Here is a 13,298-nt window from a genome sequence, read left to right as displayed (position 1 = left end):
GGGCGGCGGCCGGCCCTACGGGCGGTAGAGCGACTCGATCTCGTCGGCGAAGTCCTTCGCCACCACACCGCGCTTCAGCTTCAGCGACGGCGTGAGGTGCCCCGCGTCCTCCGTGAACTGCGCCTGAAGGACCCGGAACTTGCGCACCGACTCCGCCTTCGAGACCGCCGCGTTGCCGTCGTCCACCGCCTGCTGGACCGCCGCCAGCAGATCCGGGTCCCCGTGCAGCGTCGCCGCCGTCGAGCCCGGCGGCTTGCCGTGGTCCTTCGCCCAGCGGGCCAGGAACTCCTCGTCGATCGTCACCAGCGCGCCCACGAACGGACGCCCGTCGCCGACGACCATGCACTCGGCGACCAGCGCGTGCGCGCGGATGCGGTCCTCGATCACGGCCGGCGCGACGTTCTTGCCGCCCGCCGTCACCAGGATCTCCTTCTTGCGGCCGGTGATCGCGAGATACCCGTCCTCGTCGAGGGTGCCGATGTCGCCGGTGTGGAACCAGCCGTCGGCCAGCGCCTCCACCGTCGCCGCCTCGTTGTTCCAGTAGCCCGTGAACAGGTGCTCGCCGTGCAGCAGCACCTCGCCGTCGTCGGCGATACGGATCACCGAACCCGGCAGCGGCTGCCCGACCGTGCCGATCTTCTGCCGGTCCCACGGGTTGAACGCGGTGGCCGCGCACGTCTCCGTCAGGCCGTACCCCTCCAGCACCGTGAAACCGATGCCGCGGAAGAAGTGACCGAGTCGTTCGCCCAGCGGGGCGCCGCCGGAGATGGCGTACTCGCCACGGCCGCCGAGGACCGCGCGCAGCTTGCCGTACACGAGCGCGTCGAAGACCTTGTGCCTGATCCTCAGCCCGAGCGACGGACCCTGCGCGCTGCTCAGCGCGCGGCTGTAGTCGATCGCGGTCCGCGCCGCGCGGTCGAAGATCTTGCCCTTGCCGTCGGCCTGGGCCTTGGCGCGCGCCGAGTTGTAGACCTTCTCGAAGACGCGCGGTACCCCGAGGATCAGCGTCGGCCGGAACGTGGCCAGCTCCTCGGTCAGATTCTTGATGTCCGGTACGCAGCCGAGTTTGATCGGCGCCATCACCGAGGCCACCTCGACCAGCCGGCCGAAGACATGCGCGGCGGGCAGGAACAGCAGGACCGAGCACTCGCCCGTACGGAACAGCGGCTTCAGGCGGTTCACCACGTTGCCGCACTCCGCGAAGAAGGCGCGGTGCGTCAGCACGCAGCCCTTGGGGCGGCCGGTGGTCCCCGAGGTGTAGACGATCGTCGCCGGATCGTCCGCCTTCGCCGTCGCGCTGCGCTCGTCGACCACCGCCTCGGTGATCTCCGCGCCCGCGATGGTCAGTTCGGCCACGCAGCCCCGGCCCTCGCCCCGGTCGATCCGCCAGACGTGGCGCAGCCGCGGCAGCCCGTCGGAGACCGACCGGACCGCCGCCGCGTGCTCGTCGGACTCCACGATCACGGCCGCGGTGCCCGAGTCGCCGAGGATCCACTGCACCTGCTCGACGGAGCTGGTCTCGTACACCGGTACGGTGACGGCGCCCGCGCTCCAGATCGCGAAGTCGAGCAGCACCCACTCGTACCGGGTCCGCGACATCAGGGCCACCCGCTCACCCGGGCGGATGCCCGACGCGATCAGGCCCTTGGCCACCGCCCGTACCTCGGCGAGGAACTGGACGGCCGTGACGTCCGTCCACACCCCGTCGACCTTGCGGCCCATGACCGCGACATCGGGATGCTGAGCGGCGTTGCGGCCGATGAGGTCCGTCAGGTTGCCGTCCGAGGGGACCTCGTACAGGGCCGGAAGGCTGAACTCGCGCAAGACTGCTGCTCCTCGTCGGGCGCCGGTGGCACGGCACGGTGCCGAACCGGCTGCGGTCCACATCGGGCAGGTGCTCCGGGGATGAGCACGACGGGACGGCCCGGACGTTACCCACCGGTACTCGGTTCCGGATAGAGGGTCCCGGCCAGATGTTCGCTGCGTCACACGTTTTTGACGGTCCTTCGCGCAGAGTAGTCCACGGCCGTGCGGGCGTGTCTGTAACCGCAGGTCCGGACCCCTCTACACAGCGGGAAGACGGCGATCTAGGGTGAGCGGCATGCGTGGTGGCGAGAACGGCGGCGGCGGGAACGCGGGCAGCGGTACGGACAAGGCGAGTGGCGTACCCGCCGGAAACAGCCGCGCACGGACACGCGTCCACGTCGTCAGCGACGTGCACGGCAACGCCCGCGACCTCGCGCGGGCCGGCGACGGCGCCGACGCCCTGATCTGCCTCGGCGACCTCGTCCTCTTCCTCGACTACGCCGACCACTCGCGCGGCATCTTCCCCGACCTCTTCGGCAGGGAGAACGCCGACCGCATCGTGGAGCTGCGCACCGCCCGCCGCTTCGACGAGGCCCGTGACCTGGGCCGCGAGCTGTGGGCCGGGCTGGAGAGCGACCGGGACACCGCCATCGAAGCCGCGGTACGGCGCCAGTACGCCGACATGTTCGCCGTCCTGCCCACACCGACGTACGCCACCTACGGCAACGTCGACATCCCCGCCCTCTGGCCCGAGTACGCCGGACCGGGCACCACCGTCCTCGACGGCGAGCGGGTCGAGATCGGGGGCCGCGTCTTCGGCTTCGTCGGCGGCGGCCTGCGCACCCCGATGCGCACCCCGTACGAGATCTCCGACGAGGAGTACGCGGCCAAGGTCGAGCGGCTCGGCGAGGTCGACGTCCTCTGCTCGCACATACCGCCCGACGTACCGGAGTTGACGTACGACGTCGTCGCCCGGCGCTTCGAACGAGGCAGCCGCGCGCTGCTGGACGCCCTGCGCCGTACGAAACCGAGGTACGCGCTCTTCGGCCATGTCCACCAGCCGCTCGCCCCCCGGATGCGCGTCGGCTCGACGGAATGTGTGAACGTCGGACACTTCGCGTCCACCGGACGGCCCTGGGCCATGGAATGGTGACCGGCCCGCACGCGATAACCTGCACGCTGCACGGCCGGTACCGGTAAGCGTGACCGTCGCCCCGCACCACCGGGGAGACACCATCTGGAGGAGCACGTCGATGGCGGAGCACACCAAGTCGAGCATCACGATCGAGGCGGCACCCGCCGACGTGATGGGCGTGATCGCCGACTTCGCCCGCTATCCCGAGTGGACCGGCGAGGTGAAGGAGGCCGAGGTGCTCTCCACCGACGCCAAGGGCCGCGCCGAGCAGGTCCGGCTGGTGCTGGACGCGGGCGCGATCAAGGACGACCACACCCTCGCGTACACCTGGACCGGCGGTGACGAGGTCAGCTGGACGCTGGTCAAGTCCCAGATGCTGCGCTCGCTCGACGGCTCGTACCACCTGGCGCCCGCGGGCGGCGGCGAGCGCACCGAGGTCACCTACCGGCTGACCGTCGACGTCAAGATCCCGATGCTCGGCATGATCAAGCGCAAGGCCGAGAAGGTCATCATCGACCGCGCCCTGGCCGGTCTGAAGAAGCGCGTCGAGAGCGCCCCCGGAACCCCCGGGCCCGCCGGAGCGGCCGAGACGCCCACCACCTGATGACGGAGAGCGCGGCGCCCACCGCACGTACGACGAGGACGCCGCGTACGGTCCTGGTCACCGGCCCCGGCGGCGCGGGCCGTACCACCGTCGCCGCGGCGACCGCCTTGGCCGCCGCCCGGCGCGGCGACCGCACGCTGCTGCTCTCCGCCGACCCGGCGGGCCCCGGCGCCGTCCTCGGCACCTCGGCCGCCGTCGCCGTGGAACCCACCGAGGTGACGCCCGGCCTCTGGGCCGCGCGCGTCGACCCCGCCGACTACTTCCGCACCGAATTCCTGGCGCTCCAGGACCGCGCCGCCACCGCGCTCGACATGCTCGGCGCCCGGCGGCTCGACGGCGAGGAGCTGACCGAGCTGCCGGGAGCCGAACAGTTCGCCCTGCTCCAGGCGCTGCGCCGGGCCTCGGCCGGCGGGTGGGACGTGCTCGTCGTCGACCTGCCGCCGCTGCGCGACGCCCTGTCCGTACTCGCCCTGCCCGAGCGGCTCCGCCGACTGCTGGGCCGCCTCCTGCCCGCCGAGCGACAGGCCGCGCGGGCGCTGCGTCCGATGATCGCGCAGCTCGCCGGCGTACCGATGCCGGCGGGCTGGCTGTACGGCGCCGCGGCCCGCAGGGACGAGGAACTGGCCGCCGTCCAGGCGCTGATCGAGGCCCCCGCCACGACCGTACGGCTCGTCGCCGAGCCCGGTCCGGCCGCCGGGGACGCCCTGCGCGTGGCCCGCGACGGGCTCAGCCTGTACGGGCTGCGTGTCGACGCCCTCGTGGCGAACAAGGTGCTGCCCACCGACTCGTCCGACGCCTGGCTCGCGACGCTCGCCGCCCAGCAGCAGAAGTGCCTGGACGAGTGGAGCCAGGAGTACGGCTCCGGGTCCGGCCCCGCCTGGCCGCTGCGCGCGGTGCGCCACCTGGGCCGGGATCCGCGCGGACGGGACGATCTCGCCGACCTTGGTCCGGACCTGGAGGTCGAGGGTCCGGACCCGGAGCCGTACCGCGATCCCTGGTGGGTCGAGGATCTGCGGGAGGAGGACGGGCTGCTGGTGTGGTCCCTGCCACTGCCCGGCGCCGTGAAGTCGGACGTCGGCCTCGTGCGGCGCGGAGACGAACTGCTGCTGACCGTCGGCCCGTTCCACCGCATCGTGCCCCTGGCGGCGGCGCTGCGGCGCTGCACCGTCTCGGGGGCCGCGCTCACGGACGGTGTCCTGAAGGTCCGTTTCACGCCGGACCCGGGGCTCTGGCCGCGCACTCCCTGAATGTCCCACCGGGGTTCAGGTACCGTCGAAGGTACACAGCCTCCGGTCCGCCCCGGACGAGGCGCCTTGCCCGATGCGGGAGTAACCCATGAGCGATGCCACCGAGCGTCCCGCCGCCGACCCGGACGCCTGGGCCACGGCCTGCGCCGAGGACCTGGCCGCCGAGAAGACCCGTCGCCGTTCCGTGCACGGGACACCGCCCGGCTCGGCCTCCGAAGAACTGCGCCGGTTCGTCGACGCCGTCGCCGACAAGGTGTCCTCGTTCCAGAGCCCGCTGCTCGGCATGGCCGCACAGGGCGCCGTCCAGCAGTTCATCAACCAGGCCAAGTCCGCCGTCGAGCCGGTCATCGACCGCAACCCCGACATCTTCGACCACCTCGCGGCGGCCGGGAACGAACTGCTCGCCGCCTACCGCTCCGCCGTCGAGGGCGACGAGCGCCGCTGGACCCAGGGACCGTCCCAGGCGCCCGACATCGGCCTGAAGAAGACGGACGAAAAGGCCAACGACCCCTCGGATCCCCGCGACGAGGGCCCCACCCCCGGCAACCGCATCGACCTGGACTGACCAGGGAGACGCCCGCCCTCGGGTACGGTTGGGCCCAGCGGGGCTCGACCGAAAACTGAGGGACACATGGGACTCACCATCGGCGTCGACATCGGCGGCACCAAGATCGCGGCGGGCGTGGTCGACGAAGAGGGCGCGATTCTCGATACGTACCAGGTGCCCACCCCGCCGACCGCCGAAGGCATCGTCGACGCGATCTGCGCCGCGGTGTCGGGCGCCGGCAAGGGACACGACATCGAGGCCGTCGGCATCGGCGCCGCCGGCTACGTCGACGACAAGCGCGCCACCGTTCTGTTCGCGCCGAACATCAACTGGCGTCACGAACCGCTCAAGGACAAGGTCGAGCAGCGGGTCGGGATGCAGGTCGTCGTGGAGAACGACGCGAACGCGGCGGCCTGGGGCGAGTACAAGTTCGGGGCCGGACAGGGCCACGACGACGTCATCTGCATCACGCTCGGCACCGGGCTCGGCGGCGGCATCATCATCGGCAACAAACTGCGCCGCGGACGCTTCGGAGTCGCGGCGGAATTCGGCCATATCCGGGTCGTACCCGACGGGTTGCTGTGCGGCTGCGGCAGCCAGGGCTGCTGGGAGCAGTACGCGTCGGGCCGCGCGCTCGTCAGATACGCGAAGCAACGCGCCAACGCCACCCCCGAGAACGCGGAGATCCTGCTGCGTCTCGGCGACGGCACACCCGAGGGCATCGAGGGCAAGCACGTCAGCGCCGCCGCCCGTGAGGGCGACCCGGTGGCCGTCGACTCCTTCCGGGAGCTGGCCCGTTGGGCCGGCGCGGGCCTGGCCGACCTGGCCTCGCTCTTCGACCCGTCGGCGTTCATCGTCGGCGGTGGCGTCTCGGACGAGGGCGAACTGGTCCTCGACCCGATCCGCAAGTCCTTCCGCCGCTGGCTGATCGGCGGCGAATGGCGTCCGCACGCGCAGGTCCTCGCCGCCCAACTGGGCGGCAAGGCCGGGCTGGTGGGCGCCGCGGACCTGGCCCGCCAGGGCTGACACGTACGAACCGGCCACCGGACCGACCCCGGTATCCGGACGATCACCGCCCGCCGCGCCCCTCAGGGGTGCGGCGGGCGTTGGCCTATCGTGGACCGGTGACAACTCCGGTGAGTGGACAGGGTGGACCCGTCCCCATGATTTCGCTGCCCGACTCCCGTACCGAGCCCGACGGTTCGGCCGTGATCCGGGTGCTCAGCTACAACATCCGCTCCATGCGCGACGATTGCGAGGCGCTGGCCCGGGTGATCCGGGCCTGTGAGCCCGACCTGGTCTTCGTCCAGGAGGCGCCGCGCTTCTTCCGCTGGCGCAAGCGCGCCGCGTGGCTTGCGGCCCGGACCGACCTCGTCGTCCTCAGCGGCGGCGGCACGGCCGCGGGCCCGCTGCTGCTGTGCTCGCTGCGCGCGACCGTGGAGCGTACGGAGGACGTACTGCTGCCGCTCACGCCGGGACTGCACCGGCGCGGTTTCGCCACGGCCGTCGTACGGATCGGCGGCGCCCGCATCGGGCTGCTCAGCTGCCACCTCAGCCTGCGGACCGACGAGCGGCTCGCCCAGGCGGGGATGCTGCTGGACCGGGTCCGGGCGATGGACGTGCCCCACGCGATCGTGGCGGGCGATCTCAACGACCGGCCGCAGGGGCGTGCGTTCCGGCGGATCGCCAAGGAGCTTCGGGACGCCTGGGCGGTCAAGCCGTGGGGGAGCGAGTACACCTCGACGCCGGCCGATCCGCACCAGCGCATCGACGCGATCTTCACCACCGGGGGTGTCGACGTGCTGGGCTGCGGGGTGCCGCTGGGTCTGCCGGGTGTCGAGGAGGGCGACCTGCGGGCGGCCACGGACCACCTTCCGGTGCTGGCCGCCCTGCGCGTGCCCGCCTCCTGAACCCCCGCTCCCGACAGGGGGCTTGAGGCCGCGTCAGATCCGAGCCCAGCGTCAGATCCGAGGCCGCCTCAGGTCCGGCGTCGCGTCGGGGCGGCAAGCCGGATCGGGGCGGGCGCCGTGTCAGACCACCGCGCCGCGGCCCGGATCGTCCTCCTCGTCGTCGTCATGCTGCATCCGCGCCACCAGCGTGGCGAAGCCGCCCAGGAAGCCGCCGATGCAGACCGTCGTCAGCCACCAGGTCATCTCCCACTGGAACAGCACGGCGAGGAGCATGAGCACCGGGCCGCCGATCACCGCGAGCCAGGCGAACTTGGCCGTGACGTCGGCCTCCGGCAGCGGCGGCGGCTCGGGCGGTACGAAATGGCCCTCGTCGCTGTCGTCGAGGTCGTCGTCCTTGGGCTCCGCCACCGAGTAGTCGCGCGGCCCTCCGCCGGCCACGCCGGGCGCGAAGACGATCGAGCTGCCGAGCGAGGGCTTGTCGGGCTTGGCGTCCGGCTCACGCGCGGGCTCGGGCACCGTCGGGGGCGCCACGACCGATTCGGCGTCGGCGCCCGGGGTGTCCGGCTTGGTGTCCGGCTTGGTGTCCGTCCCTGCGTCCGACCCGATGTCCGTCCGGTTCACCGGCCCGAGGTCCGCCTTGGTCGTTCCGGATCCCTTGTCCTTGGGCGCCGCGGGCTCGGTGCTGTTCCGGTCGCTCTCCAGGAGCGCCAGATCCTCCACCGACTTGAACGGCTTGGCACCCGGCGGATCGGCCGGCTCCTCCCCGTACCCCGCGACGATCGCCGCCCACGCGGCGTCCTCGTCGATCGGCTGCGGCTCGCGGTCCGCGTCATGCTCAGCCACCGGTTGTGCTCCCCTTCTTCCCGACGTTCGGAGCGAGTCGGCCGATGAACGCGTGGCTCTCCTCGAAAATCCGCTCCGCATCGTGGTCCAACGTCGCCACGTGGTAGCTCTGTTCCAGAACGACCTCCCGGATGTCGGTCGACGAGACCCGGCCGAGGATCCGCGCCGAGTCGGCCGGGGGCACCACATGGTCGCGCGGGCTGCGCATCAGCAGCAGCGGCTGGGTGACCTGGGGCAGCTCCCCGTCCACCAGCCGGAAGAAATTCCGCAGCGAGTGCGCCGCGTGCAGCGGGACCCGGTCGTAACCGACCTCCTCGCTGCCCGCCAGCGCGATGTCGCTGCGCAGGCCGTTCGTCGTCCGGACGAGGTGACGGGCGAGCGGCAGGGCGTACGCCGAAAGGCCGTGCACCTTGTTCCCCGGGTTGACGACGGCGACGCCGCTGACCGCGTGCCCGTGCTTGGCGGCGAGCCGCAGCGCCAGCGTCCCGCCCATGGAGAGACCGAAGACGAAGACCCGCTCGCACCGCTCGCCGAGCTCCCGCAGCGCCCGGTCCACCTCCGCGTACCAGTCCTGCCAGCCGGTGATCTGCATGTCCTCCCAGCGTGTGCCGTGCCCGGGGAGCAGCGGCAGCGACACGGTGAGGTCCCGGGCGGCCAGATACTCGGCCCAGGGGCGCAGCGACTGCGGGGAACCGGTGAATCCGTGGCAGAGGAGGACGCCGACATCTCCGCCCTCGTGGCGGTACGGCTCGGCTCCAGGAAGGACCGGCACAGGGTCTCCTGTTCGTGAGTCTCGGAGTGGTACTTCACCGTACGCGACCGGACCGACACCGACCAGAGCCGTCGGCGCCCCATGACGGATCCAGCGCGCCCCCCGCGGGTTAAGGTCGGTCGACAGCACACAGGAGGCACCCGAGTTGATCTACGGCGCGATGAAGTTCTCCATCGGAGGCTCGCTCAAACTGGCTTTCCGGCCCTGGGTGGAGGGCATCGAGAACATTCCCGAGGAGGGGCCGGCGATCCTCGCCAGCAACCATCTCTCCTTCTCGGACTCGTTCTTCCTTCCCGCGGTCCTGACCCGGAAGGTCACCTTCATCGCCAAGGCGGAGTACTTCACCTCGCCGGGTGTGAAGGGGCGGCTCACGGCCGCGTTCTTCAAGGGCGTCGGCCAGCTGCCGGTCGACCGCTCCGGCGGGCGCGGGGCGGGCGAGGCGGCCATCAAGAGCGGCTCGGCGGTACTGGAGAGCGGGGAACTCTTCGGCATCTACCCCGAGGGCACGCGGTCGCCCGACGGCCGGCTCTACCGGGGCAAGCCCGGCGGCCTCGCGCGCGTGGCGCTCGCCACCGGCGCCCCCGTGATCCCGGTCGCCATGATCGACACGGAGAAGATCCAGCCGCCGGGGACGGTGATGCCGAAGCTGATGCGGCCGGGGATCCGGATCGGCAAGCCGCTGGACTTCAGCCGGTACCAGGGCATGGAGGGCGACCGCTTCATCCTGCGTTCGCTGACCGACGAGGTCATGTACGAGATCATGAAGCTCTCCGGCCAGGAGTACGTCGACATCTACGCGACGGCGGCCAAGCGCAAGATCGCCGAAGAGGCGAAGGCGGCGAAGGCCGAGAAGGCGGAGAAGACCGGACAGGCGGGCTGATCGGGCCCGTCCCCGATCGGCATTCCGGAAGAAGCGGTACAGCAGGCAGGGGGGACACGTGGCCGGACGCGAACGGGTCGTACGGATGTCGGTCGAGCAACCGCTGTGGCGCGCGCTCACCGCGTACCGCCTGCTGACCATGGTCTACGCGACCCTGATCGCCGCCTTCGCGCGCGACAAGTTCGAACGCCCCTGGGTCGCCGCCACCTACCTCGCCGTCCTCGTCGTCTGGACGGTCGCCACGCTGCCCAGGGTGGCCAACGCCGTCAGCTGCACCAAGCGCTTCCTCGGCGTCGACCTCACCATCGCTCTCGTCGGCGTCCTGCTCACCCCGGTGGTCGACGTACAGGCGCGGTATCTGGACGGCCCCACCCTGCCGAGCATATGGACCGCGGGCGCCGTCCTCGCCTTCGCCGTCAAGGGCGGCTGGCGCTGGGCGGCCTTCGCCTCCTCGCTGGTCGCCGTCGCCAACCTGGTCGGGCGCGGCACCCCCAGCAGGGACACCCTGCACAACGTGCTGCTGGTGTGGGTGGCGTCCATCGCGATCGGCTACATCGTGGAGGTCGCCCGCGCCTCCGAACGCACCCTGGCGCGCGCCCTGGAGATCGAGGCCGCGACCCGCGAACGCGAGCGCCTGGCGCGCGACATCCACGACAGCGTGCTCCAGGTCCTGGCGATGGTGCAGCGGCGCGGTACGGCCCTCGGCGGCGAGTCGGCGGAGCTGGGCCGGATGGCCGGCGAGCAGGAGGTCGCCCTGCGGACACTGGTCTCCAGCGGTCTCCTACCGACCACGCGCGCTTCCGAGGACGCCTCGCTGGGGGCGGTGGTGCGCACGATCGACGACGCGGAGTACGAGGGCGGGAGCCACGGCGGGGCCGGGAACGCCGCCGACGGGGCCGGGTTGTGGGATCTGCGTACGCTGCTGGCGCCGCTCGCCGGCTCCGCGGTGACGCTCGCCGAGCCGGGCGCTCCCGTCCTGCTCCGGCCCCCGGCCGCCAGGGAACTGGCCGCAGCCGTGAACGCCGCCCTGGACAATGTCCGCAAGCACGCCGGTGACGGCGCGCGGTCCTGGATCCTGGTCGAGGACTCGCCGGACGAGGTGATCGTGACGGTCAGGGACGACGGCCCCGGCATCCCGGAGGGCCGGCTGGCGCAGGCCGAGGGGGAGGGGCGCCTCGGTGTCGCCCTGTCGATCCGGGGGCGGTTGCGGGAGCTGGGCGGTACGGCCGAGCTGATCTCGGTCCCCGGCCAGGGCACGGAAGTCGAGTTGAAGGTTCCACGGGGGAAGGCGGAGCGATGAGCGAGCAGATCGACAAGTACGAGCGGGGCCCGGGCGGGGACAACGGCGCGAAGGACGCGGACGGCGCGACGCGCGTGATGGTCGTGGACGACCACCCCATGTGGCGCGACGCCGTCGCCCGCGACCTGACCGAGGCGGGCTTCGACGTCGTGGCGACGGCAGGCGACGGCCCCCAGGCGGTGCGCCGCGCGACCGCCACCACCCCGGACGTGATCGTCCTCGACCTCAACCTGCCCGGCATGCCCGGCGTCCAGGTCTGCAAGGAACTCGTCGGCTCCCAGCCCGGCCTGCGGGTCCTGGTCCTCTCGGCGAGCGGCGAGCACGCCGACGTACTCGAAGCGGTGAAGTCCGGTGCCACCGGCTATCTGCTGAAGTCGGCCAGTACGGCCGAACTGACCGACGCCGTACGGCGGACCGCCGTCGGCGACCCGGTCTTCACCCCCGGACTGGCCGGCCTGGTCCTCGGCGAGTACCGCAGGCTCGCCTCCGAGCCCGCGCCCGCGGCGTCCGACGACCCCAAAGTGCCGCAGCTGACCGAGCGCGAGACCGAGGTGCTGCGCCTGGTCGCCAAGGGGCTCTCCTACAAGCAGATCGCCGAGCGCCTGGTCATCTCGCACCGCACGGTCCAGAACCACGTGCAGAACACCCTCGGCAAGCTCCAGCTCCACAACCGCGTCGAGCTGGTGCGGTACGCGATCGAGCGCGGTCTCGACGACGTGTGAACGCGCGCCCGGCCCGCCGCTGTTCGGCAACCGCCTCCCGCAGCCCTCTGGTGCAACGGAAATGACCCTGCGCACCATGCCGGGGTGACCTGTGTCACTCAGGCGTGGCTCAGGTGCGTCACCGACGGCGAAGGGAAGTGTTTCCATGCGGGTCGGAGTATTGACCGGGGGCGGCGACTGCCCAGGGCTCAATGCGGTCATTCGAGGCATCGTGCGCAAAGGCGTCCAGGAGTACGGGTACGAGTTCACCGGCTTCCGGGACGGCTGGCGCGGACCGCTGGAAGGCGACACCGTACGGCTCGACATCCCCACCGTGCGGGGCATCCTGCCCCGCGGCGGCACCATCCTCGGATCCTCGCGCACCAATCCGCTCAAGGAGGCGGACGGCGTCCGCCGGATCAAGGAGAACCTCGCGAGCCGCGAGGTCGACGCGCTCATCGTGATCGGCGGCGAGGACACCCTGGGCGTGGCGGCCCAGCTCTCCGACGTGCACGGCGTGCCCTGCGTGGGCGTGCCCAAGACCATTGACAACGACCTTTCGGCGACCGACTACACCTTCGGATTCGATACGGCGGTCGGCATCGCGACGGAGGCGATCGACCGCCTCCACACCACCGCCGAGTCGCACATGCGCGTCCTCGTCTGCGAGGTGATGGGGCGGCACGCGGGCTGGATCGCCCTGCACTCGGGTCTCGCGGGCGGCGCGAACGTCATCCTCATACCGGAGCAGCGCTTCGACGTCGACCAGGTCTGCGCCTGGGTGACGTCGCGTTTCAAGGCCTCGTACGCGCCGATCGTCGTCATCGCCGAGGGCGCGATGCCCAAGGACGGCGAGGTGATCCTCAAGGACGGGACGTTGGACTCCTTCGGCCATGTCCGGCTGTCGGGCGTCGGCGAATGGCTCGCCAAGGAGATCGAGAAGCGCACCGGCAAGGAGGCGCGGACCACGGTCCTCGGCCATGTGCAGCGCGGCGGCACCCCGAGCGCGTTCGACCGCTGGCTGGCCACGCGTTTCGGGCTGCACGCGATCGAGGCCGTGAAGGACGGCGACTTCGGCAAGATGGTCGCCCTGCGTGGCACGGACATCGTGCGGGTGCCGATCTCGGAGGCGATAGCGGAGCTCAAGACCGTCCAGCCGGAGCTTTACGAAGAGGTCGGCGTCTTCTTCGGCTGACCGGTCCGCCCGGTCGCCGGACGGGCCGCACCCGCGGCCTTGTCCGGCGACCGGGGACGAACCGGCCGCACACCCCGCCCGGGACCGACCGGCCACCGGGCGGCCCCGGTGAAACCTCCGGCCGGGGTCCCCAGGGCGTGCTCGCGAGGTCCCGCCCGGCCCGCGGCGCCGCGGTGACGTCAGCCGCGGCCGCGGCGCGCGACACTCGCGGCGTTGTCGTCGGCCGGCCACGTACGTCCGGGCCGTCGGCAACACCGATCCTCGGCCGTGCGGCGCACCGCACCAGCCGCCGCGGGCCCCGCCCTTCGGGCGCACGGCGCCACATCGCGGAGACCCCTGGGCCGTGTCTTCGAAGTCC

Annotated in this window: 13 protein-coding genes; 10 read left to right on the top strand and 3 right to left on the bottom strand. The window is 71.9% G+C overall.

The features are described 5' to 3' along the window. Positions 1-15: 15 nt before the first annotated feature. Positions 16-1,824 (bottom strand): AMP-dependent synthetase/ligase, encoded by a 1,809-nt coding sequence (locus P3L51_RS30965; RefSeq protein ID WP_354608643.1) that lies wholly within the window; start codon positions 1,822-1,824, stop codon positions 16-18. A 277-nt stretch (positions 1,825-2,101) separates the two neighbouring features. Here P3L51_RS30965 and P3L51_RS30960 point away from each other — a divergent pair, with 277 nt between their 5' ends. The 6 genes from P3L51_RS30960 to P3L51_RS30935 all read left to right on the top strand — a co-directional run bounded on the left by P3L51_RS30960 (position 2,102) and on the right by P3L51_RS30935 (position 7,249). Further along, positions 2,102-2,959 (top strand): metallophosphoesterase family protein, encoded by an 858-nt coding sequence (locus P3L51_RS30960; RefSeq protein ID WP_354608642.1) that lies wholly within the window; start codon positions 2,102-2,104, stop codon positions 2,957-2,959. Positions 2,960-3,059: 100 nt separating this feature from the next. Further along, complete coding sequence (locus tag P3L51_RS30955; protein WP_354608641.1) at positions 3,060-3,545, top strand: SRPBCC family protein; 486 nt, start codon at positions 3,060-3,062, stop codon at positions 3,543-3,545. Continuing rightward, a complete protein-coding gene (locus P3L51_RS30950; protein WP_354608640.1) occupies positions 3,545-4,792 on the top strand; it encodes an ArsA family ATPase in 1,248 nt (415 codons plus the stop codon). The genes P3L51_RS30955 and P3L51_RS30950 overlap by 1 nt, the downstream gene beginning before the upstream one ends. Before the next feature lie 88 nt (positions 4,793-4,880). Next, positions 4,881-5,357, top strand: a complete 477-nt coding sequence (locus tag P3L51_RS30945) for a DUF5304 domain-containing protein (RefSeq protein WP_354608639.1) — start codon at positions 4,881-4,883, stop codon at positions 5,355-5,357. A gap of 66 nt (positions 5,358-5,423) precedes the next feature. Next, on the top strand, positions 5,424-6,365 hold the full coding sequence (locus tag P3L51_RS30940) for an ROK family glucokinase (RefSeq protein ID WP_354608638.1): 942 nt from the start codon (positions 5,424-5,426) through the stop codon (positions 6,363-6,365). Positions 6,366-6,502: 137 nt separating this feature from the next. Continuing rightward, positions 6,503-7,249, top strand: a complete 747-nt coding sequence (locus P3L51_RS30935) for an endonuclease/exonuclease/phosphatase family protein (RefSeq protein WP_354608637.1) — start codon at positions 6,503-6,505, stop codon at positions 7,247-7,249. A gap of 120 nt (positions 7,250-7,369) precedes the next feature. Here P3L51_RS30935 and P3L51_RS30930 read toward each other — a convergent pair whose 3' ends face one another. Then, entirely contained in the window at positions 7,370-8,092 is a 723-nt protein-coding gene (locus P3L51_RS30930; protein ID WP_354608636.1) for a hypothetical protein, read from the bottom strand. After that, positions 8,085-8,864 (bottom strand): alpha/beta hydrolase, encoded by a 780-nt coding sequence (locus P3L51_RS30925; protein WP_354608635.1) that lies wholly within the window; start codon positions 8,862-8,864, stop codon positions 8,085-8,087. The genes P3L51_RS30930 and P3L51_RS30925 overlap by 8 nt, the downstream gene beginning before the upstream one ends. Before the next feature lie 145 nt (positions 8,865-9,009). Here P3L51_RS30925 and P3L51_RS30920 point away from each other — a divergent pair, with 145 nt between their 5' ends. The 4 genes from P3L51_RS30920 to P3L51_RS30905 all read left to right on the top strand — a co-directional run bounded on the left by P3L51_RS30920 (position 9,010) and on the right by P3L51_RS30905 (position 12,940). Beyond that, complete coding sequence (locus P3L51_RS30920) at positions 9,010-9,744, top strand: lysophospholipid acyltransferase family protein (protein ID WP_354608634.1); 735 nt, start codon at positions 9,010-9,012, stop codon at positions 9,742-9,744. Between the two features lie 58 nt (positions 9,745-9,802). Continuing rightward, on the top strand, positions 9,803-11,044 hold the full coding sequence (macS, locus tag P3L51_RS30915; RefSeq protein ID WP_354608633.1) for a MacS family sensor histidine kinase: 1,242 nt from the start codon (positions 9,803-9,805) through the stop codon (positions 11,042-11,044). Positions 11,045-11,121: 77 nt separating this feature from the next. Further along, entirely contained in the window at positions 11,122-11,766 is a 645-nt protein-coding gene (locus P3L51_RS30910; protein WP_354608644.1) for a response regulator, read from the top strand. A 145-nt stretch (positions 11,767-11,911) separates the two neighbouring features. Beyond that, positions 11,912-12,940, top strand: coding sequence for a 6-phosphofructokinase (locus P3L51_RS30905; RefSeq protein WP_354608632.1), 1,029 nt, complete (start codon positions 11,912-11,914; stop codon positions 12,938-12,940). The last annotated feature ends 358 nt before the right edge of the window (positions 12,941-13,298 follow it).

Source organism: Streptomyces panacea (genome assembly GCF_040560175.1).
Classification (GTDB): domain Bacteria; phylum Actinomycetota; class Actinomycetes; order Streptomycetales; family Streptomycetaceae; genus Streptomyces; species Streptomyces panacea.
The sequence above is the reverse complement of the archived record's forward strand: the minus strand, read 5'-3'. Positions and strand labels throughout refer to the sequence as shown.